This is a genomic window from Flavobacterium sp. KBS0721 (assembly GCF_002007065.3).
Classification (GTDB): Bacteria; Bacteroidota; Bacteroidia; order Flavobacteriales; family Flavobacteriaceae; genus Flavobacterium; species Flavobacterium piscis.
Genome location: NZ_CP042170.1, coordinates 3,315,118 through 3,341,475, shown reverse-complemented (window position 1 = coordinate 3,341,475; position 26,358 = coordinate 3,315,118). Strand labels below are relative to the sequence as shown.

Below are 26,358 nucleotides of genomic sequence, written 5' to 3'. Positions count from 1 at the left end.
TTTATTGCATTCACTTTTACTTTCAACAAATAAATTATATTTTTGTTTAAAATACATTCTCATGTTAAAAGTAGGAGTTTTAGGTGCTGGTCATCTTGGTAAAATACATTTACGCTTATTACAACAATCTGACCAATACGAATTAGTTGGATTTTACGACGAAAATCAGGAAAATGCCGAACGAATATCAAAGGAATTTGGCTATAAAAACTTCAGTACTATTGCAAAATTAATCCACGCTGTGGATGTCATTGATATTGTAACTCCAACACTTTCTCATTATAAATGTGCTAAGGTAGCCATTAAATCAGGAAAACACATCTTTATAGAAAAACCAATTGCCAATACCGTTGAAGAAGCCGAAGAAATTATCGCTTTAGCCAAAGAATACAACGTAAAAGGTCAGGTTGGTCATGTTGAGCGCTTTAACCCTGCGTTTATTGCTACAAAAAACATGATCGAAAATCCCATGTTTATAGAAACGCATCGTTTAGCAGAGTTTAATCCGCGCGGTACAGATGTTCCGGTGGTTCTGGATTTAATGATTCACGATATTGATGCTATCTTAAGTGTTGTGCATTCAAAAGTAAAAGATATCCATGCAAGTGGGGTTTCAGTAATTAGTGATACTCCAGATATTGCGAATGCCAGAATTGAATTCGAAAATGGCTGTGTTGCAAACTTAACTGCCAGCAGGATTTCGATGAAAAACATGCGTAAAACACGTTTCTTTCAAAAAGATGCTTACATTTCTGTTGATTTTCTGGAGAAAAAATGCGAAGTGGTTCGTATGAAAGATGCACCGGAAATTCCAGGTGATTTTGATATGATTCTGCAAAATGCCGAAGGTGTAAAAAAACAAATCTACTTTACCAATCCTGATGTTGAAACAAACAATGCGATTCTTGACGAATTAGAATCTTTTGCCAATTCCATAAAAACAGATACAACTCCGGTCGTGACACTTGAACAAGCTACAGATGCTTTGAGAGTAGCGTATCAAATCATTGACTGTTTCGATAAATAATTGAAAGTTAAAAAATAAAATTAGCCACGAATTCGCGAAACATTTGGTGAATTCGTGGCTAAATTATAAATATAATATCTACGATAAAATGAAAACTATAGCTGTAATTGGTGCAGGAACAATGGGTAACGGAATTGCTCATACATTTGCACAAAGTGGTTTTACTGTAAAACTAATTGACGTTTCTGAGAAATCATTAGACAAAGGAATGGCAACTATTGCCGCAAACTTAGATCGAATGTTGTCTAAAGGAACCATAACTCAGGAAGATGTTTCTAAAACTATTACCAATATTATTACGTATACTGATATAAAAGACGGAGTTGTTGGTGTTGATTTAGTCGTTGAAGCTGCTACAGAAAATGTAGAACTAAAACTGAATATCTTCAAGCAATTAAACGAAGCTTGTTCTCATAATACCATTTTGGCAACCAATACTTCTTCAATCTCCATAACACAAATTGGAGCCGTAGTGGCACATCCAGAGCGCGTTATCGGAATGCATTTTATGAATCCGGTGCCAATTATGAAATTAGTCGAAATTATTCGCGGTTACAATACCAGCGACGAAGTGACTAAAATCATCATGGATTTATCTGAAAAATTAGGAAAAACTCCTGTTGAAGTAAACGATTATCCAGGTTTTGTGGCAAACAGAATTTTAATGCCTATGCTAAATGAAGCGATCGAAACGTTATATAATAAGGTTGCCGGAGTTTATGAAATTGACACAGTAATGAAATTAGGAATGGGACACCCGATGGGCCCACTTCAACTTGCTGATTTTATTGGACTTGATGTTTGTCTTGCAATTTTGAATGTGATGTACGAAGGTTTCAAAAATCCTAAATATGCTCCTTGCCCACTATTGGTAAATATGGTGAGAGCCGGAAAATTAGGCGTAAAATCCGGAGAAGGTTTTTACGATTACAGCGAAAGTAAAAAAGCAGAGAAAATTTCTAAGCAATTTTTATAAAAAAGAAATATCATGTCGATTCAATCGAATTTAAATACGATCAAAGCAAGTTTACCAGAACATGTAACATTAGTTGCTGTTTCTAAAACCAAACCTGTTTCAGACTTAATGGAAGCTTACAATGCCGGCCAGCGTATTTTTGGAGAAAACAAAATCCAGGAAATGGCCGATAAGTATGAAGAAATGCCAAAAGACATTCAATGGCATATGATTGGTCACGTGCAAACAAATAAAGTCAAATTTATGGCACCATTTGTGAGTTTGATTCATGGTGTCGACAGTTTGAAATTATTACAGGAAATCAACAAACAAGCTTTAAAAAACAACAGAATTATAGATTGCCTTCTTCAAATATATATTGCCGAAGAAGAATCTAAATTTGGTTTGGACGAAAGTGAATTAATTGCATTATTATCCTCGTCAGAACTAAAAGAAATGAAAAACATTCGTATCTTAGGTTTAATGGGGATGGCAACTTTCACAGAAGATCACAACCAAATTAAAAAAGAATTTACACATTTAAAATCGATTTTTGATTCGATTAAAACACCGAAAACTGAAAATTGCAATCTGAATACCATTTCAATGGGAATGTCTGGAGATTATAAACTTGCTATAGAATGCGGAAGCACAATGGTCCGCATTGGAAGCAGCATTTTTGGAGGACGGTAATTTTTCAATATCAATTGCAATTACAAAAATCAATATCAAATTTTAAAAGTATAAATTAATACTACTAATGGAAAAAATATTCAATTTTGAAGATCGTCTAGTTCGTTTTGCTGGAGAATGTATTTTCTTTACAAGACAATTAGAACGATTATTTGAAAATGAATATTATAAAAATCAATTAATTAGATCATCCGGAAGTGCATCTTTGAATTTTGGAGAAGCACAAGGAACAATTACTGATAAAGACTTTATTTTCAAAGTTTCATTAGTTGTAAAAGAGTTAAAAGAATCAAGAAACTCATTAAAAATTCTAGATTACATTAAAGAAGGTGATAGCGATAAAAGAAACAAACTTTTAATTGAAGTAGAGCAACTAATCGCAATTTCATCAAAAATGATAATAAATAAAAAATAATTCAATAACAATGACAATGGCAATTACAATAACAATTTTCAAAAATTGAAATTGATTTTTAAAATTGATATTGCCATTGATTTTTGAAATTGACATTGAGGATGTACGCAATACTAGACATAGAAACCACTGGAGGACAGTTTAACGAAGAGGGAATTACCGAAATCGCCATTTATAAATTTGATGGCCACGAAGTAGTCGACCAGTTCATTAGCCTTGTCAATCCCGAAATTCCCATTCAGCCTTTTGTGGTGAAATTAACAGGGATCAATAATGCTATGTTGCGTTCAGCTCCTAAGTTTTTTGAAGTTGCAAAACGTATCATCGAAATTACTTCAGATTGTATTATTGTAGCCCACAATGCCTCTTTTGATTACCGAATTTTACGCACCGAATTCAGACGTTTAGGTTACGATTTCGAAGCCAAAACACTTTGTACCGTTGAATTAGCGAAACAACTAATTCCTGAACAACCTTCTTACAGTTTAGGAAAACTAGTTCGCGCTCTGGGAATCCCAATGGCAGACAGACATCGCGCCAGCGGAGATGCCATGGCAACGACCAAGTTATTCAAAATGCTTCTTGAAAAAGATATAGAAAAAACCATCGTAAAAGATTTCATAAAATTAGAAGTAGAAAAAGGAATAGCGCCAAAATTTCTGGATCTTTTATCTCAAATGCCTACAAAAACGGGAGTTTATTATATTTATAATGAAGGCGGAACCCTAATTTACATTGGCAAAAGCCAAAATATCAAAAAAAGAGTCAATCAGCATTTTACGGGAATTACAACCAAAAGCAAAAAAATTCAAGCCGAAGTTTTTACCATAACTTATGATGAAACCGGAAGCGAACTAATTGCTTTGCTTAAGGAAAGTGAAGAAATAAAAGTAAACCGTCCTAGGCATAATCGCTCACAGAAAAAAACTTTCTTTCCGTTTGCCTTATATGCTGAGAAAGATTCTAACGGATATTTAAACTTAAAACTTCAAAAAGCAGACGGTCGTAAAAAAGAAATTACATCCTTCGTTTCTTTACAGGAAGGCAAAAATATGCTTTTCAAGTTTACTGCAAAATACCATTTATGCCAAAAGTTAACAGGATTATATCATACCAAAAAAGAGTGTTTTCAATATAAATTAAAAGAATGTGATGGCGCTTGCATTGGTGAAATTACTCCTGAAGAATACAATGTCAGAGTACAGCAATTTATTTCAGAAAATAGCTTAGAAAACAAAAATATGATCCTTATTGACAGAGGACGAAATGTAAACGAAAGAAGCGCAATACTAATCGAAAACGGAATTTATCAAGGATACGCTTTCTATGACTTAAACTATCAGATTACAAATATCGAAATTCTAAAAAATATTCTAATTCCTATGCAGCACAATCGGGATGTAAAGAATATCATTCAGAACTACATCCGTAAAAGTAAATCGCTTAAAACTTTATATTTTTAACAAACAAAAACTTTCATTATCTTCACGATATGCGAAAAGTAAAATCAAAATACGAAATATTCAGAGAACAAATTAAAATCATACTATATGGTACCAATACCATTTTAGGACGAATGTTTGATTTGGTTCTGTTAGGATTGATCTTATTGAGTGTACTCTTAATCATGCTCGATACTGTTCAGGGTATCAGTTCAAAATATCACGATCAGTTATTAATTTGCGAATGGGTTATCACTATTTTTTTTACCATCGAATACATTCTGAGAATTATTTCTATTCAAAAACCTGTAAAATACATTTTTAGCTTTTACGGAGTCATAGATTTACTTGCCGTCTTGCCTATGTATTTGTCGATATTTTTTCCGGGTGCGAGTATTTTATCGATTGTAAGAGCCTTACGTTTCCTAAGATTATTTAAAATATTACACATTCCGCAAATCTCCCATCAGTCCTTTCAATTAAAAGAAGCGATAGATGCCAGCAAAGAGAAAATTCTAGTTTTCATCTATTTTGTACTTATCAGTACCATAATCATCGGATCGGTGATGTACCTGATTGAAGGTAAAGAATCTGGATTTACCAGTATTCCGATGAGTATATACTGGACTATAGTTACTTTAACAACAGTGGGCTACGGAGACATTTCTCCACAAACTCCTTTAGGCCAATTTGTTGCATCACTGGTAATGATTTTAGGTTACGGCATTATAGCGGTACCAACCGGAATCGTGACGGCAGAATTTGCCAAAAGCAGTCTTAGAAATAATACTGTAGGCGGAAAAAAAACATGCAAGAATTGTAACTCCCAAGTGCATTTTGATAAGGCAAAATATTGCTACGAATGCGGAACCGAATTACCTAATATTTAATTTTAAGGAGCTATTCCAGCTGTACGTTACAACTCCTCCTTATCTTTGTTGTTTTTTTAAGGCATAAAAGGAGCTTCTAAAGTCGCTCTTTTATCCCAACAAAAACTAACAAATATAAGTCCGGGGTTTTCACTTCCATCTGGGCTAAAAAATATGAAACACTTAATTACCATCGTTGGACCAACTGCTATAGGCAAAACAGCCTTAAGTATTGCTTTGGCACAACATTTCAAATGCGAAATAATATCTTGCGACAGCCGTCAGTTTTTTAAAGAAATGACCATTGGTACCGCAGTTCCTAATCAGGAAGAATTAAAAGCAGCAACGCATCATTTCATTCAAAATAAATCTATTTTCGAAAATTATAGCGTTGGAGATTATGAAAAAGAAGCATTACTTAAAATAGAAGAATTATTTCAAAACAATGATTTTGTTATTCTTATAGGAGGTTCAGGATTATACGTTGATGCAATCTTAAAAGGCTTCGATGAATTTCCTGAAATCGATCCAAAAGTCCGTTCAGAAGTAAATTCAAATTATGAAAAACTAGGAATTGAATATCTGCAAAAACAATTGCAGCTTTTAGATCCGGATTATTACCAAAAAATAACAGCAGAAAATCCGCAAACGTTACAAAACCCACAACGAATGATGCGTTTTGTAGAAGTTTGCATCGGAACCCAAAAACCTTATTCTTCTTTTTTAAATCAGAAAAAAAATAATCGAAACTTCACTCCTGTCCTAATTGGTTTAGATGCCGAAAGACAAATCATTTACAACCGAATTAATCAGCGTGTTGATATAATGATGAATGAAGGTCTTCTAGAAGAAGCAAAAAACCTTTATCCTAACAAAGCATTAAACGCTCTTCAAACCGTAGGATACAGAGAATTATTTACTTATTTTGACGGAGATTTTACCTTGCCTTTTGCAATAGAAGAAATCAAAAAAAATACACGAAGGTTCTCCAAAAGACAATTAACGTGGTTCAAAAGAAATGAAATTACAAAATGGTTTGACTATGCAACAGATAGAAAAGAAATTATTAATTACATAGAAAATCTTCTTAAATAAAATCAAAAGTCTTTTTTCTGTACACTTTATTCTATTCTCTAAATAAATTTAAAATTACAAAATGCCAATATCACCAAATTTCACATCAGTTCTAAGTAAAGACTGGGAAATCAATTTCACACAATGCACACCAAACGGTTTTTTAAAATATACTGATTTGTGTAATATTTTACAACTAACGGCAGCTGCACATTCTGAAGTTGGAGGCATCAGCTTTTTTGATATGCAGGAATTTCATCAAGCCTGGGTTTTAAGTCGAATGAGAGTTGAGATTTCAGCATTACCAAAATGGCAAGATGTTGTAACTGTTAAAACATGGATTAACAGCTTAGAAAATTCACGTTCAGTTCGTGCTCTTGAAATGTATGTAAATGGAAAGAAAATTGTAGGCTGCGAAACGTATTGGGCCGTTTTTAACACACAATTACGCCGTCCGGAAGCTTTAGCCTTACCGTATCAGCATTTTGAATTATTTCCTGAAAAAAGAGCAACAAGTGAAGGCTTCTCAAAAATAAATATTAATCACGAAAAAGAAGCAGTTTTTGAAAAAACCGTGTATTTATCAGATCTGGATATTGTAAATCACGTTAATAATGTAAAATATTTAGAATGGTGCCTGGATCATGTGGAGCCAAAAAGAATCATGAAACAGGAAGTAAAAAGCTTCGAAATGAATTTCATGAAAGAACTTTCACTAAAAGATAATGTTGTAATTCATGAAAGCGAAGACGATGATCATACAACAGCAACATTCAGTATCACAAAAGGTGAGAAAACCTGTTTTGCTTTAGAATTGCATTGGAAATAATATTTCATTGGAATTATGTATTCTTTACAGGACAAATATTCATTCTTGTGATACTATTTCTATCAATATTTAATCTCTACGAGATATTAAACAAATCTATAAAAAACACTTCTTTAGGAGTTGTATTTTTATTAGAATATAGAGATTTAGGACGCCAATAAAATGTCCCGCAGGTATAATAAATGAAAAACGATGCGATTCAAAATTCTGAATCGCATCGTTTTTTGTTTTTTAATCAAAATTATTTTGACTTCTTTTTTGAATCTTTCTTGCATTTATTTGACTTCTTTTTATTGTTCAACAAATCAATTTTGCTTTTTATTCTTTTTTCAACTTCCATAATATCAGATTCAAAAGCAAATTGCAGCGTGTAAAGTTTTGCGTTTTTAATGGCTGTCATTGCATCTTTAAATCGAAGTTGCGCTTCAAAAAGAATTGCTTTTTTTACATAGATTTCAGATTTGTTTATCCCTTTTATAGTTAAAGCAAAATCAATTAATTTTTGAGCTTCTTCATAATCTTCATTCAAAATCAAAGTCTGCAAATAATAGGGATATACTTCAAGTGCATGAATATTAATAGCTAAAGCTTCCTGAAAATAGTTTTTAGCTTCTTCATAATTCCATAATTGTTCTGCCTGAATTCTTCCGTACAAACACAAAACCATAGTATTTTTTGCATCATAAGAAAAAGCATAATCTAAAGATTCTATTGTTTCTTCAAGCGAATAAGGATAATTATCCAAAGCCTGAAAAAGGTATTTATCAATTGTTTTCATTTCGTAAATCTGTTTTTAATTGCTGACGAATTCCTTTGTAACTTTTCTCTTCTTTGTTCTTTTTAAAGTCAGATCCTGTAAAAATCCTGACAGGATTCCCACGCTGAATATTCAGTTGGTTTTCCCATTGTTTACCAACATGATTTTTAAGTTGTTGCAGAGTTTCCTCTTCTAGTTTTTTTAATAATCTTTCTGTTGCCAGTTTTTTGTTTTGGTGCTGCGAGCGGCTGTCCATAGATACAACTGCAATTCCCGTAGGAATATGAGTTGCACGAATTGCTGAACTCACTTTGTTTACATGCTGACCGCCGGCACCGGAACTGCGCATGGCCTGATACTGAATATCATTTTCTGAAACCGAAGCTTTTTTTCGCGGCTCAATCTCAAAAATGCCAATAAACCAATTTTTTCGTTTGTGCATTTTCCTAAACTGACTTTGACCAATCCATTGAATCGTTCCAATCCAGGAATCAGCAAATGCTACTGCATCTTTTCCTTTTACTGCAATCGTAGCCGTTTCAACTGTTCCGTTTTCCTGTCCAACTTCTCTTTGTAATAAAGTCGCTTCTAAGCCTTGCTCCTGCGCTTCATCTAAAACTTTTTTAAGCACTTGGGCAACCACCCAAGTGCATTCTGCAGGTCCGCGACCCGCTGTTATCTGAATTATTTTTTCCATTTATCAATTATTTTAAGAAGCTTATCTCTATTTTTAGCCTCTTTTACAAATTTTGGAAGTCTTGAAATCATAGTTCCGTTATTACTTCCATTATTGTTTCTTTCTCTTAAATCTGCCTTAATATATCTTTCCAGATAATGAATATGCTCCAGGTTATAAGCCCAAAAAAATGATTTGCCAAACTCTTTTTGATACCATATTTCCGCATTAAAATAACCTTCTCTCACTACTGTATTATCTGAAGTAAGCATAAAAGAAACTTCTTCAACTTTAGGTTTAAACTCTTTTACCTCATTACAAACTGCACATTTTAATTTAATTTTATCCGGTTTTTCATTGAGTAATTGCGACTCGAACTTTATCTTATCTTCATTATTACAACAATAAGTATCCACAAAGGCTTTATATTTTACAGCAACCTCTTTTAGTGAATAATAACAGTTTTTACATTCTAAAATTCTCCTATCGTTATAATACCATTGAGATTGAAAAGTTCTCTTTACAACTGCTTGCAAAGAGCATCGAGGACATTTTATATTTATAATGTCGCCAAAACTTCCTAACCATTTATTTTCGTCTTGAAATCTTTCCATAACTTTTCACTTTTATCGGTCCATTCTAACGATTTTTGGAGTGAAAGTTCCCAGAACTTCCACCAAATCAGTTTGATTCCCCATTACTTTTGTAATGTCTTTGTATGCCATTGGTGCTTCATCAATATTTCCGCCAATTAAGGTTACATCACTAGCTTTCAAAACCTTTTTGATTTCACTTTGGGTAAAAGTAGCTTTGCATTTCGCTCTTGAAAATAAACGTCCTGCTCCATGCGAAGCCGAGTTTAAACTCGCGGCATTTCCTTTGCCTTTCACAATATAACCAGGCGCCGTCATCGAACCGGGAATAATACCCAATTGACCTTCAGCAGCTGGAGTTGCACCTTTTCTGTGCACAATGCATTCTTGTCCGTTGACCATTTCTTTCCAGGCAAAATTGTGATGATTTTCAATTGTAACCACTACTCTTTTCCCTATTGCTTTGGCAATTCTTCTATGAATATCATCGTGACACGCTTTTGCGTACTCTCCGGCCAAATTCATCGCCAACCAATATTCCTGACCATCGTGTGTATTGAGATCTAACCAGGCCAAATGCTGGACATTTTTGGGCAGTGGACATTGCTTTGTTGCCAAATACGTATAATGTTTAGCGATATTTGCTCCCAAACCTCGAGAACCACTATGCGATAAAACCGCAAAATACTCTCCGACGCCCAGTTTCCATTCATTCTCCGGATTGTCAATTTTCGCAACACCAAATTCTACAAAATGATTTCCGCCACCTGAACTTCCTAATTGTTTGTAGGCTTTAGGTAAAAGATTCTTTAATAAAGGAATATCCTGAAATTCACTTTTGTAAAAAACTTCATGATCTGCTTTTACAGTATGTGTTTCGTTCATTCCAAATTTGGTATTGTCTTTTAAAATCGCTTGCAACTGATGCTCTTTTCCTTTGAAATGTGAAGCCGGCAAATCAAAAATTGATAAACTCATTCTGCAACCAATATCAACACCCACGCCGTACGGAATAACGGCATTATCTGTCGCTAAAACTCCGCCAATTGGCAAACCATAACCTGAATGCGCATCCGGCATTAATGCTCCGGCAACTGAAATTGGTAATTTTAATGAATCATACAACTGAAACTTTGCCTGCTCATCGATTTCATTTTCACCAAAAATGGTAAAAGGAACTCTTGTTGTTTTCAGTTGGTGCATTCTTACCTGAACCGGATTTATTAAACCTTCAGCCACTTTGCCCCACGTTCCGTGTCCTTCAAACTTTTCGGGATGAAGTAAAACCTCTTTGGCTTCTGTTAGAATGGATTCTTTTTTTTCTCTTTTTCTATATCTGTTTATTTGCCCTAAAGCAATATTTATTGAATTATTTTTTGGAAAGCCTACCTTGATCAGGTCCTTTCCGGATAATTTATTTCCCATGATTTATATCATTTCCTCTACATATTGTTGGTACAATACATGCAGACTTTTACTTTTAATTGGGCTTATCTCTCTTGGATTTTCATTTTGATAATATCTCCAACGATAAGAAAAACCATTTACTAATTTGTTTATTTTATATCTTAAATGAAGATTAGTAATGTAATTGTCAAGAACCTGAATTTCACTTTCTAAATCTGCATCAACCATTTTGGTATGCGTTATCATGTATGGTTTAATGCGAAATACATAACGCCATGGCTCATTAAAAACATAATGAATTTTATAGCGTTTACAATTAGGACACCATCGTTCCCTTTTATAAAAATGCATTTTCTCTTTTTCAGTTAATGTTAGTTTAGGACTTCTCCATTCTGATTCAGAAAACTCTTTTACCGTTTGAAGCTTTTCGACATATACATGTTTTCTTTTCCTTTTTTTCTTTTTCTTAAAAGATTTTTCAGGAGAATGCTGCCATGTATTGATCTTTTCCAACAATGTCCTGTAAAAGGAAGCTTCATTAGATCTTACTATATCTTCTCTTAGTACAAAACTGCGTTCCCAACCTTTTTGATAAGGAGTTGCTAAAGGAACCAATGGTAAATTTTGTCGTTTTTTCCAGAGTTCAACTTCAAGCTTTCTGATCTGAATTAATTGTTTTTCAAAATCTTCTTTTACTAATCTTTTCTTTGTTCTTTTATTTTTAAAGCGAGAGCACAAAGCATACTCTTCTGCTGTATAATTTTCCATAAAAAATTATAGTGCATTAAATTAATAGCCAACAGAGGCCATAACATTTTACCCGTGAGGATAAATAATAAAATCGATTATTCGGGAAAATTTGAAGTGTCTAGAATAAAAAAAGCCCGAAACTAAATGTCTTCGGGCTTTTATATATATCTAAAAATTGATTTTTCTAAGATTGAAAAAGACCACGAAGAAGCGCTGCACCAAATCCGTTTGGTGTGAAGCTCTGAGATATTAATGTAAATACAGACATTTTTCTTCGTTATTAAAGGGTTATTACTTTTTTCGTGTGCAAATATTGTGAATTGTTTTTTAATTTTCCAAATTTATTTTAAAGAAAATTCATGTAAAAAATAATTACCATATTTTTTCAATCGTAAAAAAACAGATTATCTATCTGAAAACTAAAGCTGTAGACCTGATGGAAGCGGCATCCTTTTTCTTGATTCTTTAGCAAGAAAAAGATATAGCGGACAGCAGGAAATAGCTCCTAATTATTAAAAATTCCAAATATTTAAAATTCCAAATTCCAATTTTTCGTAATTTTCAAAAAGTATAACCATAAAAAAAGCCCCGATTTCTCAAGGCTTTATGCTTTTGTTTTTGTGAATTTTGTTTTATTCTGCAACTTTGCTTTTGACAACTAATCTGAAACCTTCACCGTGAATGTTAAGGATTTCAACATCTTCATCTGCTTTTAGGTATTTTCTAAGTTTAGCGATGTAAACGTCCATACTTCTTGAAGTAAAGTAGTTATCATCTCTCCAGATTTTTGTTAACGCTAATTCTCTTGGCATTAAATCATTTTCATGAAGAATTAACATTTTTAGCAATTCGTTCTCTTTTGGAGATAATTTTATAGGTTCGTCGCTTTCGAAAGTTAAAAATCTAAGTTTCGAATTCAGGTGGAATTTACCAATGTTAAACTCAAACTGAACTTGCTCTGCTTTTGTATCTGCAGATTTTCTTTGAATGATCGCTTTGATTTTCATTAATAAAACTTCTGAATCAAACGGTTTATTCAAATAATCATCAGCACCTGCTTTATAACCTTTCAATACATCTTCTTTCATCGATTTTGCCGTTAAGAAGATAATTGGCACTTCACTGTTCTTTTCCCTAATTTCTTTGGCCAAAGTGTAACCATCTTTATAAGGCATCATTACGTCAAGAATACATAAATCATATACATCTTTCTTGAATTTCTCGAAACCTTCCATACCGTTTTTAGCTAAAGTAACTTCAAAGTCATTTAACATTAGATAATCTTTAAGAACTGCCCCAAAATTAAGGTCATCTTCTACTAAAAGTATTCTTTTGTTATTATTTTCCATATTTTAATTTATTAATGGTATTTTTATTATAAAGGTGCTACCTTTTCCTTTTTCGCTTTCAACATATACTTGACCATTGTGATCCTCTACTATTCTTTTTACATAAGCAAGTCCTAAACCGTGTCCTTTTACATTATGTAAATCTCCAGTATGCTCTCTGTAAAATTTTTCAAAAACTCTTTTTTGAGCTATCTTACTCATACCAAGACCATTATCTTTTACTTTTATCAGAATCATGTCTTTCACATTTTCTGTAAAAATTTCTATTTCAGGAATACCAGGGGAATATTTTATAGCGTTTTCTAAAATATTTACCAATACGTTTGTAAAATGTACTTCGTTAATTAAAGAAGTGGTTCTTGCAGCATTAAAATGCTTTACAACCGTTCCTTTTCTATCTTCCAAAATTAAATTTACGTGCTCAATTGCATCATCGATTATATCGTGAATTGCTGTTGGCTCTTTTGTAATGTCTAACTCTCTTTTTTCTAATTTAGAAATACGAAGAACATTTTCGACCTGGGCGTGCATTCTTTTATTTTCATCCCGAATCATTTGCAGATATCGAAAAACTTTTTCTTTATCTTCAATAATTTTAGGATTCTTAATAGCATCAAGGGCTAAATTTATCGTTGCAATTGGAGTTTTAAACTCATGCGTCATATTATTTATAAAATCTGTCTTGATTTCAGAAATATGCTTTTGACGTAACAATTGATTCAATGCACTTGTATATGCAACTATTATAATTAATGTAAAAATTATTGACAATATTGTAATACTCAACAATTCGGACAATAAGAATTTCTTTTTATGAGGGAAAGTTATATATAACTCATATTTACTATTTCCTTCGTTATCAGTATATATTGGCACATGATAACTTGCGTCTTTATCATAATGAAATCCATCCGACTTTACTTTTGTCACTAAACCGCTGTTTAGAACACCAAACTCAAATTTGGTCTTTACTTCGTATTCTAATAATTCCTTTTTTAAGAGCTTTTGAAGCTTATCTTTTGTAATTCGACCTTCTATAGGTGTCAGTGAAGCAATATCCTTGTATTGAATTTGCTGCTGTACTTTATTTAAAATATCTAAACTACCTGATTTTTCAATTTTTAGATCCGGAATAATACTTTGACCTAAACTGTTATTGTCGATTCCGTTATTGTTATTATAAACTTCAGTAACTCTTTTTGAACTGAAGTTTTTAAATCTTTCACTACTAAATTTTTTATTAAATAATGAACCATTTATATCGTAGTCTTCAGATGTAAGTGTATTAGAGTATACAATTGTTTTATTTGTTTTTGTATTTCTCTGTACATAGAGAACTTCTAATAAATCTTCTTTTTTTGGAGTCTTGCCTGTACTGTCTTTTATACGGTTGTATTTGTCGTAGAAACTGTATTCCTCTTGTTGTTCAAGTTTATCAGCAACATTACCAATTACTTGTGTTACGTGGTATTTAAACTGCTCATCGTTGTTTTTAAACGAAGAGTTAAACCAATATACCTGTACCAGAATGATTCCAATTAAGGACAAACTCATAAGTAAAACAAGTATTCTAAAAAATAATTTATTCATCGAAACAAAATTAATATTTTAACAATATACTAAATAATACATTAACCAAATATTAACATTTAAGACTGATTTTGTTTTATATTTAAAATTTTAAGAATTTTAACAACTTCTTCTTTAGCAATTTTAAGATTACTGTTATTAATTACAAAATTGCTTAAAGAAATTCTTTTTTCGTCATTCCATTGCATTTTTATTCTGCTTAAAACTTGTTCACGTGTGGTATTATCTCGCTTCACGACTCTTTCGATCCTAACTTCTTCCGGTGCAGTAACGGTTATAATTACATCACATTCTTTATAACGACCGCTTTCGAACAAAATTGCGGCCTCATAAATTACATAATCGTGTTTTTTATTTTCTTGTAGCCATGATTCAAAATCGCTTTTTACTGCAGGATGAACAATGGCATTTAGCTGTGCTAATTTCTCAGCATTATTAAAAACAATTTCAGCCAGTTTTGCTCTGTTTAAAACATCATTTTCAAAAATAGAATCCCCAAATGTTGTCTTTATTAGTTTTATTATCTTTTCAGCTTGCATTACTTTTTTGGCTGCATCATCGGCAATGTAAACAGGAACGCCCATTGTCGCAAAATAATTTGCAATTGTGGTTTTACCACTTCCTATTCCGCCTGTTAAACCAATAACTTTAGTCATACTATACTTTAAAAAACATACGAGGAAAAGCTTCTTGTGGTTTTTTCTTTAAAAGAATAATTTTTATGAACGACTTTAAAAATCCTTTTCCATAACCATAAAACTGCTTCCAAACTGCAATTACAGATAAATATCCAATTTTAATACTTTTATTTTGAATACTTGATGTAAGAAAAATAATAACGAAATATACAAAATATAATTGTAATAAAATATCCATATTGAAAATTAATAGTAAAAAAGCTAATAATAACCCCAGTATAAAAACTGAAGGAAAGAAGAATGTTAACTTATTATGTTCTGGATACCAACTATTTAATATAGGTCTCGCGATCCCAAATTTATTTACCTGAATTGAAAATTTTTCCCAATCTATCCTACGTTTATGATAAACATACGCCTCTGGGAATAGTCTGGTTTCAAAACCAAGGTTCCATAAACGGATCGAAAGGTCCGGATCTTCGCCGGGATGGATGTTTCCGAAGCCTTTTGATGCTTCAAATGCCTTTTTTGAAATTCCCATATTGAAACTTCTAGGCTGGAACTTATTAATTTTTTCAGATCCACCACGAATTCCTCCTGTTGTAAGGAAGGAGGTCATAGCAAAATTAATTGCTTTCTGAATATCCGAAAAACTATCTAATGCTTTATCAGGACCTCCAAAACAATCTACATAATCTGCATCTAATGCTTTTCTAACTTCGGTAAGATAATTAGGCGGAATAATACAATCCGAATCAAAAATGATAAAATAATCACCACGTGCCTTTTGCATTCCGAAATTTCTTGAATCACCAGGTCCTGAATTCGGCTTAAAATAATAAGAAATATTCAATTTTCCCTGATAGGTCATCACCACATCTTTGCATGGTATTGATGATCCGTCTTCTACAAGAACAATTTCAAAAGCTTCATTATAATCAGATTTAGACAGACTTTCTAAAAGTTCATCAACTTCATCTGGGCGATTATACACGGGTATAATTAAAGAAAAAATCATAACGGGATGTGCGGTATTAAAGTGGCAATTTTTAAACTTCAAAATTTTAACAAAGATATGTTATATTCATAAAAAAACCATCAACTTTAGGTTGATGGTTTTTTTAATTATGCTATGTCTTGTCCTGAAATAGCGATACACAAAAAGTATCATTATGGAAAAAGATCAAGAATTGCGCTATGTTAAGCGTACACAGAAAGATTACAGTATGTCTTTAAAACTTCAAATTGTTCAAGAAATAGAACAGGGAAAAACCTCAATTTCTCAAGTTAAGAAAGATTATGCTATTCAATCACGTTCAACAATTGTTCAATGGCTTCGAAAATTCGGTAACTTTGATTGGGACAATCAAACACCTTCTCTTATGCAAAAATCTCCTGAACAGAAAATAATGGAACTTGAAGCCAAAGTGAAGTTATTGGAAAAACAAAGAGCATTTTTAGAACAGCAGGCTTTCGTTGCTGATAAAAAAGCTATTATTTTCGATATGATGATTGATATAGCAGAAAAAGAATATCAAATTGACATTCGAAAAAACTCACCACCCGAACAATCGACCATTTTAAAAAAGAACAACAACAAACAATAATGTTTGCCTGTACTTTGTTCGGGATTGACAGACAGGTTTACTATCGTCGAGTAAAAAAAAGTTGCGATAAGAAGCTTTTGGCTTCAAAAGTTGTTAATATGGTTTTGGAAATTAGAAATACAATGCCTCGAATTGGAGCAAGAAAATTGTATTATCTTTTAAAAAGCGAGTTGAATCAACTTAAAATAGGCCGAGATAAATTTATAGATATACTTAGAGCAAATCATTTATTGATAATATCAAAACGTTCTTACCATATAACAACAAACTCTCATCATAGATTTAGAAAACATCAAAATCAAATATTAGAGTTAGAGATTTGTAGACCAGAGCAAGTCTGGGTATCAGATATAACCTATATTGGAAAAAGAAAGAATCCATGTTATTTAAGTCTAATAACTGACGCTTACTCTAAAAGAATAATGGGTTTTAATGTGGCAGATAATATGAATGCTCATAGTAGTTTAACAGCTTTAAAAAATGCAATAAAAAAACGCAGAGATAAAGGCAAAACATTAATACATCATTCAGATAGAGGAATACAATATTGTTCTGATGAATATCAAAAACTATTACATAAAAACAATATAAAATGTAGTATGACCCAAAACTCTGATCCCTATGAGAATGCAGTAGCTGAGAGAATAAATGGAATTTTAAAACAAGAATTTAATATTGATAAGTTTAATCTAAAACTTGCTGTAATGAAGGTTTTAGTGAAAAATGCAATTGATATTTATAATAACAAAAGACCACATTACTCTAATTATATGCTCACTCCAAGTCAAATGCATCAACAAAGTGTAGTAAAGATGAGAACTTATAAAAGAAGAACACCTGCAATAAAAAATATTACAGGTGTCTAATTAAATATATTTGTCTAATAATCTGTATCGATTATTTAGGACTAGTCACTATTTTTTTATCTACTTGATACTTTCGATTTCAACAACTTCATTTGTATCTGCTTTGTAATCTACTCCGGCAAATTCAAATCCAAAAAGATTTAAGAAATCGTTTCTATACCCAGCTAAATCTCCAATTTCAGGTAACGTTTCAGTTGTAGCTTCTAACCATAGTTTAGCCACTTTTTCCTGAACATCATCACGCATTTCCCAATCGTCGATTCTGATTCTTCCTTTTTCATCTACAGGAACTTCAGATCCATTGTATAATCTGTCCTGAAACAAACGTTGGATTTGCTCAATACAACCTTCGTGAATACCTTCTTCTTTCATAATTTTATACAAAAGAGAAATATACAATGGAATAACAGGAATGGCAGAACTTGCCTGCGTTACCAATGCTTTGTTTACAGAAACATAAGCTTTTCCTCCTATTGATTTCAAACTATCTGTAATAGAGAACGCTGTAGCCTCTAAATCATCTTTTGCACGGCCAATTGTTCCTTTACGGTAAACAGCCTCTGTAAGTGATGGCCCAATGTATGAGTAAGCTACTGTTGTAGCTCCGTCTGCCAATAAATTTTCAGCTTTTAAAGCATCGATCCACATAGTCCAGTCTTCTCCGCCCATTACCGCTACAGTATTTGCAATATCTTCTTCATTTGCCGGAGCAATAGAAACTTCTGTTACGTTTCCTGTATGAAAATCTACTGTTTTATTGGTAAAAGTTTGTCCGATAGGTTTTAAAACTGAACGGTGTAATACTCCAGTAACCGGATGTTGACGAACCGGTGATGCTAAACTATAGATTATAAGATCAATCTGACCTAAATCAGCTTTGATCAAATCTAAAGTTTGTCTTTTTATTTCGTTTGAAAAAGCATCTCCATTGATACTTTTTGCATACAAACCTGCTTTATGAGCTTCTGTTTCAAATGCTGCAGAATTATACCAACCTGGAGAAGCTGTTTTACCTTCAACGGGTGGTTTTTCAAAAAATACTCCAATAGTTGCAGCATCAGATCCAAAAGCACTTGTAATTCTTGAAGCTAATCCAAAACCTGTTGAAGCACCAATTACTAATACTTTTTTAGCACCGGCGATTGGACCTTTTGATTTAATATATTCTATTTGATTTTTAACATTTTGCTCGCTGCCCTTTGGGTGTGCAGTCAAGCAAATAAATCCTCTCATTCTAGGTTCTATAATCATATTTTTGTATTTATTCGTTGATTGGGTCAATCCTATCATTAAGATAATGAGTAACCTATTTACGTTTGTTTAATTCTCTTTAAGTTGACAAATATAAATTATTTCTTTAGTTCAACAAGGCTTTAGCATGATTTAAAGCCGAATCAGAAACAACTGCTCCTGACAACATTTGAGCAATCTCTATAACTCTTTCGTCCTGAGACAATAGCTTCAATTCTGATTGCGTATCGTCATCTACTGTAGATTTAAAAACTTTAAAGTGAGAATCTCCCTTTGCTGCTATTTGAGGCAAGTGCGTAATGGCAAATATTTGCATTGTAGCACTCATTTCTTTCATAATTTCCCCCATTCTAATGGCTATTTCTCCTGAAACTCCGGTGTCTATCTCATCAAAAATTAAAGTAGGTAATTTTGAGTATTGCGCCAAAATAGCTTTAACAGCCAACATAATACGGGACATCTCTCCTCCTGATGCTACTTTTTTCAGTAAGCCAAAATCAGTTCCTTTATTGGCAGAAAACAAAAACTGAAGTTCATCTTTACCATTCTGAAAATAGGTTTCCGATGGCAAAAGCTCCATATTAAAACGAACGTTTGGCATTCCTAAAGTTTCTAAAATCGAGATAAGTTTTTGAGATAAAACAGGAATTGCATTCTGTCTATTTTCATGAATCGTAGCCGAAAAAGCATCCAATTCAATTGCTTTTTGATCTATTGCTTTAGATAATAAAGAAATTTCTTCTTCGATATTATCAAGCTCTAATAAAGTATTTCCCAGATTCGCCTGAATTTCGATCAGTTCATCTACAGAAGTTACCTGATGTTTCTTTTGTAAATTATAAATCAATTGCAATTTCTGACTTACAAATTCTAGTTGTACCGGATCATTCAATAATTTTTCGGAAGCATTTTGGAGCTCTTTAGAAACATCGTCAAATTCAATCGCTAAACTTGTTATTCTCTCAAATATACTTTGGTATTCAGGAGAAAAAAGGGCGATTTTTTGTACTGCCGTTTTGATTTCATTAAGATTATGAAAAACTCCAAATTGCTCTTCGTTAGCAATTACAAGAGATTTATCAATTGCTTCTTTTATAATTTCAACGTTATTTAATTTCTCGAAATCGGTTTCTAATTCTTCTTGTTCGCCAGATTTTAATTTAGCCGATACTAATTCGTTCAGTAAAAAAGTATTGTACTCCTGCTCTTTTCCTGAATCACTTTGTTTTTTCAGCAAAGCATTCAATTTAGATTTATCTGCTTTATATGATTTTAGTGCTTTTTGATACGATTGAATAGTATCAAAATTATTTGCAATTGCATCAATAATTTTAAACTGAACTCCTTCATCTGAAAGTTCCTGAGTTTGTTGCTGCGAATGTATATCAATCAAAAATAAACTTAGATCTTGTAATTCCTGAAGATTTACCGGACTATCATTAATAAAAGCACGAGATTTTCCTGAAGGCAAAATTTCTCTTCGAATGATGGTTTCATCTTCATAATCGAGATCATTTACTTCAAAAAATTCCTTAAGATTGTATTTTGAAATTTCAAAATGTGCCTCAATAACACATTTTTCTTCTTTATTTTTTAATGATGTTAGATCAGCTCTTTTTCCTAAAACCAATCCTATTGCACCTAATATAATAGATTTACCAGCACCCGTTTCACCTGTAATTATAGAAAAACCTCTTGAAAAATCGATAGTGAGTTTTTCAATCAGGGCATAGTTTTTAATTGACAAGGACGTTATCATAAGGAAATTGTATAAATATAAAAGTTAGTTAAGATAGTAAAATTGAGGATCAATTAAAATTTAATCTGAGACCATTTAGTAGAATTCAACGGAGACACTTTGTTCAGTACATCTGTTAAATCTCCAACCGGAATATTAGGCCCACCTGAAAAGATAGAAACGATTTCATCTGACTTTGCATCAAAAAATACTCTGGTTAAAAAGGCATTTGGTTTAACTGAATTCAATTTTCCCATGATCATTACAGCATTCTTAATTTTTTCTTTTGATGCCTTTAAATCAAGACTCATTCCGTCTAAACCTGTGTGATACGCATACATCACCTGACGTAAATCGCTATACATTGGCGAGATCATATCATTTATCAAATAGTAACGATTCTGAAGTCCATCAGATTGACTCCAGCCTTTAGAACCGCCTTGTTGCGCCACACTGGCAATATTTTGAGCAGTTTCAAGATATTGATTTCCTGCTCCCATTTGAAAAGTATCGGCATCCATTGCCAAAATCAGGTAACTGTAAAAAGATACGACAGAAACTAAATTAGACTCAAAAGTGGCTGGGTTAAAAAGCAAAGGCTCATATTCTATATAGCGAAAATTAAAGTCTTTATCGTTGTAATTTAAAACAGGCGAAGAATAAGTTGAGTTAAAAATTAATCGGGATGATTGTACCTGAATTGTCCCTGTAAACTGATCAGAACCACCTGATGACAATGTAATATACATTGAGCAATTGATTCGTTCGTTTTGTTTTAAGACCGATCCTGTCCAGTCTGTTTTATTTACAAATTCAGACAAAGAAGTTTGAAGTGTTTTAAAAACCTGCTGATTAGGATTAGGAAGTCTTTCTGTATTAATAGTTACGGTACAGTTTAGCTGTTGTGCTTGTGTAAAGCCAAAAATTAAAAATACAAAAAGAGTAACTATTTTATTCATGCGAAAGATAATATTTGGTTCCAGCTGCAATTATAAATCATTATGGCTTTGAAAAATGCAAAATCACTTTATTTAAAATATCAACAGCAACAGATTCTTTTGATTTTAATTCCATTGGTTCGACTTTAAAATTATGATCAATAAAAGTTACTTTATTGGTTTCTTTTTTAAAACCTGCCCCTTCATCTTGTAAGGAATTTAAAACAATCAAATCTAAGTTTTTTTTCTGAATTTTCAACTTAGCATTTTCAATTTCATTTTCTGTCTCTAAAGCAAACCCAATTAAAAACTGATTCTTTTTTATTGCTCCCAGCGATGCTAAAATATCTTTTGTTTTTTCGAGTTCGATCGAAAAATCACCTGATGCTTTTTTTATCTTTTGTAAAGCTACAACTTTAGGTCTGTAATCTGCAACAGCTGCTGCCGCAATAGCAACATCTACATCATTAAAATACAAATGACACGCATCATACATATCCTGAGCCGAAATTACATCTACAACTTTAACAAAACTGTTTTTAGCTTTATAATGTGTTGGCCCTGAAACCAGAATGACCTGCGCTCCAAGACTAGCTGCTTGATGAGCAATATCAAAACCCATTTTTCCGGAAGAATGATTTCCAATAAAACGTACAGGATCTATTGCTTCGTATGTTGGTCCGGCAGTAATTAGTATTTTTTTCCCTTTTAAAGGTAGCTTGCTTTCTAAATCAGCTTCAAGAAAAGCTACAATATTCTCAGGTTCAGCCATTCTGCCTTCACCGGACAAACCGCTTGCCAATTCTCCGCTTTCAGCCGGAATCATTACATTACCAAACTGTTTTAGAGCAGCAAAACTAGATAAAGTTGAAGGATGTTTATACATATCCAAATCCATTGCCGGAGCATAATAAACAGGACATTTAGCTGATAAATAGCAGGCAATTAAAAGGTTATCGCAATTTCCTGTAGCCATTTTAGATAAAGTATTCGCGGTGGCAGGAGCTACTATCATTAAATCAGCCCAAAGACCTAATTCAACATGATTTGTCCAGACAGCATCTTCATCATCCTGGCTAAAGAAATTAGAATGTACAGGATTTTTTGATAACGTAGATAACGTAAGTGGAGTTACAAAATCCTTAGAAGCAGGTGTCATTATCACTTGGACATGTGCACCTGCTTTTATGAAAAGTCGTACTAATGAGGCTGTTTTATAGGCTGCAATTCCACCAGAAACACCCAGTAAAATTTTTTTCCCGTTTAAAACTGACATTATACTATAATATTATTTGTTTGAACTTCTGTGGTAAGTTTTACCGTCTAACCATTCCTGAACTGCTAAAGCGTGTGGTTTTGGTAATTTTTCGTAAAATTTAGAAACTTCAATTTGTTCTTTATTTTCAAAAACTTCTTCAAGACTGTCATTATAAGTAGCAAACTCTTCTAACTTCTCAGTTAATTCTTTTTTAATTTCAGAATTAATTTGATTTGCTCTTTTAGCCATAATGGTAATTGCTTCATACACATTTCCTGTTGGCTCTTCAATAACTGTTTTATTGTAAGTTATTGTATTTACAGGAGCATTCGTCTTTTTTAAATCCATGACTTTATTTTATTTAGTAAATTTTTGTAAATCTGTTTCAACTCTGGCATTCATTTCCTCTGCCTGCACTTTATATTTTGTAGCACTATTAAACTTAATTAAGTTATTGTAAGCTACTTTTGCCACATTTAAACGTTCTTCCATTTTTGCAGGAATACTGTTTATTGCTAATTTGTATGCCGAATCGTATTTGTAAAAAAGGGCATCTTCTTTAAAAGGTGTCCCGGGATAATCAGCTATAAAATTATCAAAAGCCACTAAAGCTGATTTATAATCTGAAATTGTATTGTATCCTTTTGCATTTTCATATGCTTTTTTCTCTAATTTTCCATTCAAAACTTTTACAGCTTCATTTGCCTGCGCGATGTATTCTGAATTTGGATAATTATCAATAAAAGTTTGAAATTTTTCTAATGCTTTTTGAGTATCTGTTTGATCTAAACTATAAACAGGAGCCAATTTTGAATAACTGTAAGCACCTAAAAAAGCTGCTTCCTGTACTTTTTCGCTTCTTGGATAGCCTGAAACAAAGCTTTCGAACTGATATCCTGCCAAATAGTACTGTTTTGACTTATAATAAGATTGCGAAAACATATAAAAAAGTTTCTCTGCCTGAGGTTTTCCTCTGTAAGAAGGCGCTAATTGTTCAAAAAGACGAATAGCTTTTGAATATTTTCCTGCTTCGTACATCTTCGTTGCCACTTCAAATTTAGCTGCAACATCCTCATTTTTTAATGCTTTTTGATATTCACTACAAGAACAAAAAAGGACAACAACAATTAATAGAGATACTATTTTTTTCATTTTCTTACTTTTATTATGATTTCTTAGACAATTATGCCAAAGCAAAATCACACCGAAGTTCCGGTGGCAAATTTAGTTATTAATTTAGCTACTACAAAATATTTTTTGGTATATTAAAATACCGGCAATCTCACTCTTATTTTATGCTGTTTTTTACAAATTCATTCAATCGGTTTGCTAACGATTCATCAACACTTACCAATGGCAAACGTACTGTGTTCTCAGCAATACCAAGGGCTTGAAAGATTTGTTTGATTCCAGCAGGATTTCCCTGTTCGAAAATCATATCAATACAGTCTGACAAAATGTATTGTGTTTTAAACGCTTCCGTTACCTTTTTATTTAGTCCTAAACGAATCATTTCTGAAAATTCTTTTGGAAAACCTTGCGCAATAACCGAAATTACACCTGCTCCACCGGCTAAAACAATTGGCAAAGCAATCATATCATCTCCTGAAATTACAAGAAAATCTTTTGGTGCATTTTTTATCAATTGCATTGCCTGAACAACATCACCTGCTGCTTCTTTTATAGCGACAACATTATCAAAATCATTGGCTAAACGAATTACAGTAGACGGCAACATATTGCTTGAAGTTCTTCCCGGAACATTATATAAAATTACCGGAATTGGAGAAGCTTCTGCAATGGCTTTAAAATGCTGATAAATTCCTTCCTGTGTTGGCTTATTATAATAAGGAGAAACAGAAAGAATGGCTTCAAAAGCTGAAAAATCTCCAGTTTTTAATTCCTCAACAATCTGCATTGTATTATTTCCACCAACACCAAGTACCAAAGGCAATCTTCCTTTGTTAGTATCGATTACTGTTTTTATAACTAATTCCTTTTCGGCTTGTGTTAAGGTAGCATTTTCTGCCGTTGTACCCATAACCACAAGATATTCAACTCCTCCGTCTATCGAAAAATTAACGATACGCTGTAAAGCTTCGATATCAACTGAAAAGTCTTTTTTAAATGGAGTTACAAGCGCAACACCAGTTCCTATTAATGATTGCATATTCTAATTTATAATTTTATTTTATACTCTTTAAATACTTAAACAATTCGAAAACGAAAAGTTTATAATTTTGTACAGCGGTATCAATCATCCATCGATTTAATCTTTTATCTACAGATGCAAATCCCACTTTAAACCTGGCTTTCGACTGGTTGGTTATCATCATCAAAATTGCATTTTCGATATCATAATAACTAATCAAAAGATCAAATTCTGCCGCGATAAATTCATTCAAAAAAACTTCGGTAATTTCTCCATTCCAATTGATATGTTTTGCACCAAATGTAGGGATCAAATACGTTTCTTTCTCTTTAAATTTACTCCTATACGCTACAACTTTTATATTCTGAAGTGCGATACCCTGCAGAACAAGCTCATTTACCAATTCTTTTGAATGACGAAAATCACTTTCATCAATCAGTAAACCAATTGTTTGTACATTACTGGTAAAGACTTCATTTTTGAAATTATTCAAGTTTTTATTTAATGTTTTTTTTACAAAAAATTCCTTTATATAATTTAAAAACATAGTACTTTTGCCAGATTACAAAATTAATTATTTAAGTCGCATTTAAGATGGTAAAACTAAAAAAGTATAACGGATTTTTAAAACTTTTTGTTATATTCTTAACACTTTTTTTTATAACTTCTTGCAGTCAGAGAAATTACAATCTGACGAAGATAGAAGGAAAACAACTTCCGATCACTGAAAAAAACGCTGAAACTCCAGCAATTGAAAACTTTATCAAACCTTATCGCGATCATATCAATAAAGATTTAGACAGCGTTTTAGCTTACTGCCCTGAAACTTTGGATAAAAGCACAGGAAAATGGCAAACGAGTATTGGCTGTTTATTGGCTGATGTTTGTGTAGAAAGAGGAAATCTTGTTTTTAAAGCACGTGAGAAAAAAAGTATTGACTTATGTCTTTTAAATCATGGTGGAATTCGCGCTATTTTACCAAAAGGAAATGTAACGTCAAGAACTGCTTTTGAAATTATGCCTTTTGAAAATAATCTGGTTGTAATAGCTTTAAAAGGAGATCAAATTCTTGCAATTGCGGCTTATATTATTAAGGAGAAAAAACCTCAGCCTTTATCCGGAATGACATTTACAATTGCAAAAGATAACACAGCCAAAAATATTTTAATTCAGGGAAAACCTCTTTACGTTAACAAAATTTATTATGTGGCTACAAATGATTATTTAGCAAACGGCGGAGACAGCATGAGTTTTTTCGCCAAAGGTGTTGAAAAATTCGACCTGAATTATAAACTTCGAAATGTATTGATTGATTATTTTAAAGAAGTTGATACAATTCCGGTAGCAAAAGACATTCGAATTACTGAAGAATAAAAAGATCAAGCGCATATTTAAAATTAAAAAGCAAATCATTTCTATGCGCGTAAAAAAGTTTTAGTCACAGATTAAAGGATTAAAAGATTAAAAAACTGTGCCAATCTTTT

General features: G+C 32.4%; 28 protein-coding genes. 11 read left to right on the top strand and 17 right to left on the bottom strand.

All coding sequences use genetic code 11. The features are described 5' to 3' along the window. Nucleotides 1–61: 61 nt before the first annotated feature. From B0M43_RS14590 to B0M43_RS14555, 8 genes are all read left to right on the top strand, one after another. A complete protein-coding gene (locus B0M43_RS14590; protein ID WP_065449605.1) occupies nucleotides 62–1,027 on the top strand; it encodes a Gfo/Idh/MocA family protein in 966 nt (321 codons plus the stop codon). An 88-nt stretch (nucleotides 1,028–1,115) separates the two neighbouring features. Then, complete coding sequence (locus tag B0M43_RS14585; protein ID WP_078007553.1) at nucleotides 1,116–2,003, top strand: 3-hydroxyacyl-CoA dehydrogenase family protein; 888 nt, start codon at nucleotides 1,116–1,118, stop codon at nucleotides 2,001–2,003. 12 nt (nucleotides 2,004–2,015) lie between these two features. Next, nucleotides 2,016–2,675: a YggS family pyridoxal phosphate-dependent enzyme gene (locus B0M43_RS14580; protein WP_078007554.1), complete on the top strand. Its 660-nt coding sequence runs from the start codon at nucleotides 2,016–2,018 to the stop codon at nucleotides 2,673–2,675. A gap of 67 nt (nucleotides 2,676–2,742) precedes the next feature. Next, nucleotides 2,743–3,090 (top strand): four helix bundle protein, encoded by a 348-nt coding sequence (locus B0M43_RS14575; protein WP_078007555.1) that lies wholly within the window; start codon nucleotides 2,743–2,745, stop codon nucleotides 3,088–3,090. Between the two features lie 101 nt (nucleotides 3,091–3,191). Then, on the top strand, nucleotides 3,192–4,553 hold the full coding sequence (locus B0M43_RS14570; protein WP_065449602.1) for an exonuclease domain-containing protein: 1,362 nt from the start codon (nucleotides 3,192–3,194) through the stop codon (nucleotides 4,551–4,553). Nucleotides 4,554–4,582: 29 nt separating this feature from the next. Then, nucleotides 4,583–5,422: an ion transporter gene (locus B0M43_RS14565; RefSeq protein ID WP_078007556.1), complete on the top strand. Its 840-nt coding sequence runs from the start codon at nucleotides 4,583–4,585 to the stop codon at nucleotides 5,420–5,422. Nucleotides 5,423–5,575: 153 nt separating this feature from the next. Further along, nucleotides 5,576–6,496, top strand: a complete 921-nt coding sequence (gene miaA / locus B0M43_RS14560) for a tRNA (adenosine(37)-N6)-dimethylallyltransferase MiaA (RefSeq protein ID WP_078007557.1) — start codon at nucleotides 5,576–5,578, stop codon at nucleotides 6,494–6,496. Nucleotides 6,497–6,557: 61 nt separating this feature from the next. Next, entirely contained in the window at nucleotides 6,558–7,304 is a 747-nt protein-coding gene (locus B0M43_RS14555; RefSeq protein ID WP_078007558.1) for an acyl-[acyl-carrier-protein] thioesterase, read from the top strand. Between the two features lie 241 nt (nucleotides 7,305–7,545). Here the strand turns inward: B0M43_RS14555 and B0M43_RS14550 are convergent, their stop codons facing one another. From B0M43_RS14550 to B0M43_RS14510, 9 genes are all read right to left on the bottom strand, one after another. Beyond that, nucleotides 7,546–8,082, bottom strand: coding sequence for a hypothetical protein (locus B0M43_RS14550; RefSeq protein WP_078007559.1), 537 nt, complete (start codon nucleotides 8,080–8,082; stop codon nucleotides 7,546–7,548). Then, complete coding sequence (gene prfH / locus B0M43_RS14545; protein ID WP_065449597.1) at nucleotides 8,069–8,758, bottom strand: peptide chain release factor H; 690 nt, start codon at nucleotides 8,756–8,758, stop codon at nucleotides 8,069–8,071. Before prfH ends, B0M43_RS14550 begins: the two co-directional genes overlap by 14 nt. Next, a complete protein-coding gene (locus tag B0M43_RS14540) occupies nucleotides 8,746–9,351 on the bottom strand; it encodes a hypothetical protein (RefSeq protein WP_078007560.1) in 606 nt (201 codons plus the stop codon). The genes prfH and B0M43_RS14540 overlap by 13 nt, the downstream gene beginning before the upstream one ends. Before the next feature lie 12 nt (nucleotides 9,352–9,363). Continuing rightward, entirely contained in the window at nucleotides 9,364–10,755 is a 1,392-nt protein-coding gene (locus B0M43_RS14535; RefSeq protein ID WP_078007561.1) for an RtcB family protein, read from the bottom strand. 3 nt (nucleotides 10,756–10,758) lie between these two features. Then, on the bottom strand, nucleotides 10,759–11,505 hold the full coding sequence (locus B0M43_RS14530; protein WP_078007562.1) for a hypothetical protein: 747 nt from the start codon (nucleotides 11,503–11,505) through the stop codon (nucleotides 10,759–10,761). Nucleotides 11,506–12,119: 614 nt separating this feature from the next. Then, nucleotides 12,120–12,836 carry a response regulator transcription factor gene (locus B0M43_RS14525; protein WP_065449593.1) on the bottom strand — a complete coding sequence of 239 codons (717 nt, stop codon included), beginning with the start codon at nucleotides 12,834–12,836 and terminating at the stop codon, nucleotides 12,120–12,122. Between the two features lie 3 nt (nucleotides 12,837–12,839). After that, complete coding sequence (locus B0M43_RS14520) at nucleotides 12,840–14,426, bottom strand: sensor histidine kinase KdpD (protein ID WP_065449592.1); 1,587 nt, start codon at nucleotides 14,424–14,426, stop codon at nucleotides 12,840–12,842. A gap of 59 nt (nucleotides 14,427–14,485) precedes the next feature. After that, nucleotides 14,486–15,082: a dephospho-CoA kinase gene (coaE, locus tag B0M43_RS14515; protein WP_078007563.1), complete on the bottom strand. Its 597-nt coding sequence runs from the start codon at nucleotides 15,080–15,082 to the stop codon at nucleotides 14,486–14,488. Between the two features lies 1 nt (nucleotide 15,083). Then, entirely contained in the window at nucleotides 15,084–16,082 is a 999-nt protein-coding gene (locus tag B0M43_RS14510; protein ID WP_078007564.1) for a glycosyltransferase family 2 protein, read from the bottom strand. Between the two features lie 154 nt (nucleotides 16,083–16,236). Here B0M43_RS14510 and B0M43_RS24645 point away from each other — a divergent pair, with 154 nt between their 5' ends. Together B0M43_RS24645 and B0M43_RS14505 are read left to right on the top strand one after the other, a co-directional pair. Beyond that, nucleotides 16,237–16,671 (top strand): transposase, encoded by a 435-nt coding sequence (locus B0M43_RS24645; protein ID WP_210418026.1) that lies wholly within the window; start codon nucleotides 16,237–16,239, stop codon nucleotides 16,669–16,671. After that, nucleotides 16,671–17,537, top strand: a complete 867-nt coding sequence (locus B0M43_RS14505; RefSeq protein ID WP_210418025.1) for an IS3 family transposase — start codon at nucleotides 16,671–16,673, stop codon at nucleotides 17,535–17,537. Before B0M43_RS24645 ends, B0M43_RS14505 begins: the two co-directional genes overlap by 1 nt. 60 nt (nucleotides 17,538–17,597) lie before the next feature. On the opposite strand, the gene fabV is transcribed toward B0M43_RS14505, so the two are convergent. From fabV to B0M43_RS14465, 8 genes are all read right to left on the bottom strand, one after another. Further along, the gene (gene fabV / locus B0M43_RS14500) at nucleotides 17,598–18,788 is read right to left on the bottom strand and encodes an enoyl-ACP reductase FabV (protein ID WP_078007619.1); all 1,191 of its coding nucleotides are present in this window, start codon (nucleotides 18,786–18,788) and stop codon (nucleotides 17,598–17,600) included. A gap of 106 nt (nucleotides 18,789–18,894) precedes the next feature. After that, entirely contained in the window at nucleotides 18,895–20,547 is a 1,653-nt protein-coding gene (gene recN, locus B0M43_RS14495; protein WP_078007565.1) for a DNA repair protein RecN, read from the bottom strand. A 53-nt stretch (nucleotides 20,548–20,600) separates the two neighbouring features. Beyond that, complete coding sequence (locus B0M43_RS14490; protein ID WP_065450251.1) at nucleotides 20,601–21,485, bottom strand: DUF4835 family protein; 885 nt, start codon at nucleotides 21,483–21,485, stop codon at nucleotides 20,601–20,603. 40 nt (nucleotides 21,486–21,525) lie between these two features. After that, nucleotides 21,526–22,740 carry a bifunctional phosphopantothenoylcysteine decarboxylase/phosphopantothenate--cysteine ligase CoaBC gene (coaBC, locus tag B0M43_RS14485; RefSeq protein ID WP_078007566.1) on the bottom strand — a complete coding sequence of 405 codons (1,215 nt, stop codon included), beginning with the start codon at nucleotides 22,738–22,740 and terminating at the stop codon, nucleotides 21,526–21,528. A 12-nt stretch (nucleotides 22,741–22,752) separates the two neighbouring features. After that, nucleotides 22,753–23,070: a DNA-directed RNA polymerase subunit omega gene (locus B0M43_RS14480; protein WP_008463064.1), complete on the bottom strand. Its 318-nt coding sequence runs from the start codon at nucleotides 23,068–23,070 to the stop codon at nucleotides 22,753–22,755. 9 nt (nucleotides 23,071–23,079) lie between these two features. Further along, the gene (locus B0M43_RS14475; protein ID WP_078007567.1) at nucleotides 23,080–23,874 is read right to left on the bottom strand and encodes an outer membrane protein assembly factor BamD; all 795 of its coding nucleotides are present in this window, start codon (nucleotides 23,872–23,874) and stop codon (nucleotides 23,080–23,082) included. A 136-nt stretch (nucleotides 23,875–24,010) separates the two neighbouring features. Next, on the bottom strand, nucleotides 24,011–24,892 hold the full coding sequence (dapA, locus tag B0M43_RS14470; RefSeq protein WP_078007568.1) for a 4-hydroxy-tetrahydrodipicolinate synthase: 882 nt from the start codon (nucleotides 24,890–24,892) through the stop codon (nucleotides 24,011–24,013). Between the two features lie 16 nt (nucleotides 24,893–24,908). After that, nucleotides 24,909–25,421, bottom strand: a complete 513-nt coding sequence (locus B0M43_RS14465; RefSeq protein ID WP_078007569.1) for a hypothetical protein — start codon at nucleotides 25,419–25,421, stop codon at nucleotides 24,909–24,911. A 47-nt stretch (nucleotides 25,422–25,468) separates the two neighbouring features. Between B0M43_RS14465 and B0M43_RS14460 the strand changes: the two genes are divergently transcribed. Beyond that, nucleotides 25,469–26,248: a 5'-nucleotidase C-terminal domain-containing protein gene (locus B0M43_RS14460; RefSeq protein WP_078007570.1), complete on the top strand. Its 780-nt coding sequence runs from the start codon at nucleotides 25,469–25,471 to the stop codon at nucleotides 26,246–26,248. Nucleotides 26,249–26,358 lie beyond the last annotated feature (110 nt).

Bases quoted from the DNA above. Each gene is read 5' to 3' on its own strand.
- B0M43_RS14585 (WP_078007553.1), top strand. From the start codon at position 1,116: ATGAAAACTATAGCTGTAATTGGTGCAGGAACAATGGGTAACGGAATT.
- B0M43_RS14580 (WP_078007554.1), top strand. From the start codon at position 2,016: ATGTCGATTCAATCGAATTTAAATACGATCAAAGCAAGTTTACCAGAA.
- B0M43_RS14535 (WP_078007561.1), bottom strand. From the start codon at position 10,755: ATGGGAAATAAATTATCCGGAAAGGACCTGATCAAGGTAGGCTTTCCA.
- B0M43_RS14570 (WP_065449602.1), top strand. From the start codon at position 3,192: ATGTACGCAATACTAGACATAGAAACCACTGGAGGACAGTTTAACGAA.
- dapA (WP_078007568.1), bottom strand. From the start codon at position 24,892: ATGCAATCATTAATAGGAACTGGTGTTGCGCTTGTAACTCCATTTAAA.
- coaBC (WP_078007566.1), bottom strand. From the start codon at position 22,740: ATGTCAGTTTTAAACGGGAAAAAAATTTTACTGGGTGTTTCTGGTGGA.
- B0M43_RS14480 (WP_008463064.1), bottom strand. From the start codon at position 23,070: ATGGATTTAAAAAAGACGAATGCTCCTGTAAATACAATAACTTACAAT.
- prfH (WP_065449597.1), bottom strand. From the start codon at position 8,758: ATGGAAAAAATAATTCAGATAACAGCGGGTCGCGGACCTGCAGAATGC.
- B0M43_RS14555 (WP_078007558.1), top strand. From the start codon at position 6,558: ATGCCAATATCACCAAATTTCACATCAGTTCTAAGTAAAGACTGGGAA.
- B0M43_RS14520 (WP_065449592.1), bottom strand. From the start codon at position 14,426: ATGAATAAATTATTTTTTAGAATACTTGTTTTACTTATGAGTTTGTCC.
- B0M43_RS14575 (WP_078007555.1), top strand. From the start codon at position 2,743: ATGGAAAAAATATTCAATTTTGAAGATCGTCTAGTTCGTTTTGCTGGA.
- B0M43_RS14550 (WP_078007559.1), bottom strand. From the start codon at position 8,082: ATGAAAACAATTGATAAATACCTTTTTCAGGCTTTGGATAATTATCCT.
- B0M43_RS14590 (WP_065449605.1), top strand. From the start codon at position 62: ATGTTAAAAGTAGGAGTTTTAGGTGCTGGTCATCTTGGTAAAATACAT.
- recN (WP_078007565.1), bottom strand. From the start codon at position 20,547: ATGATAACGTCCTTGTCAATTAAAAACTATGCCCTGATTGAAAAACTC.
- B0M43_RS14530 (WP_078007562.1), bottom strand. From the start codon at position 11,505: ATGGAAAATTATACAGCAGAAGAGTATGCTTTGTGCTCTCGCTTTAAA.
- miaA (WP_078007557.1), top strand. From the start codon at position 5,576: ATGAAACACTTAATTACCATCGTTGGACCAACTGCTATAGGCAAAACA.
- B0M43_RS14460 (WP_078007570.1), top strand. From the start codon at position 25,469: ATGGTAAAACTAAAAAAGTATAACGGATTTTTAAAACTTTTTGTTATA.
- coaE (WP_078007563.1), bottom strand. From the start codon at position 15,082: ATGACTAAAGTTATTGGTTTAACAGGCGGAATAGGAAGTGGTAAAACC.
- B0M43_RS14565 (WP_078007556.1), top strand. From the start codon at position 4,583: ATGCGAAAAGTAAAATCAAAATACGAAATATTCAGAGAACAAATTAAA.
- B0M43_RS24645 (WP_210418026.1), top strand. From the start codon at position 16,237: ATGGAAAAAGATCAAGAATTGCGCTATGTTAAGCGTACACAGAAAGAT.
- B0M43_RS14525 (WP_065449593.1), bottom strand. From the start codon at position 12,836: ATGGAAAATAATAACAAAAGAATACTTTTAGTAGAAGATGACCTTAAT.
- B0M43_RS14475 (WP_078007567.1), bottom strand. From the start codon at position 23,874: ATGAAAAAAATAGTATCTCTATTAATTGTTGTTGTCCTTTTTTGTTCT.
- fabV (WP_078007619.1), bottom strand. From the start codon at position 18,788: ATGATTATAGAACCTAGAATGAGAGGATTTATTTGCTTGACTGCACAC.
- B0M43_RS14465 (WP_078007569.1), bottom strand. From the start codon at position 25,421: ATGTTTTTAAATTATATAAAGGAATTTTTTGTAAAAAAAACATTAAAT.
- B0M43_RS14505 (WP_210418025.1), top strand. From the start codon at position 16,671: ATGTTTGCCTGTACTTTGTTCGGGATTGACAGACAGGTTTACTATCGT.
- B0M43_RS14510 (WP_078007564.1), bottom strand. From the start codon at position 16,082: ATGATTTTTTCTTTAATTATACCCGTGTATAATCGCCCAGATGAAGTT.
- B0M43_RS14540 (WP_078007560.1), bottom strand. From the start codon at position 9,351: ATGGAAAGATTTCAAGACGAAAATAAATGGTTAGGAAGTTTTGGCGAC.
- B0M43_RS14490 (WP_065450251.1), bottom strand. From the start codon at position 21,485: ATGAATAAAATAGTTACTCTTTTTGTATTTTTAATTTTTGGCTTTACA.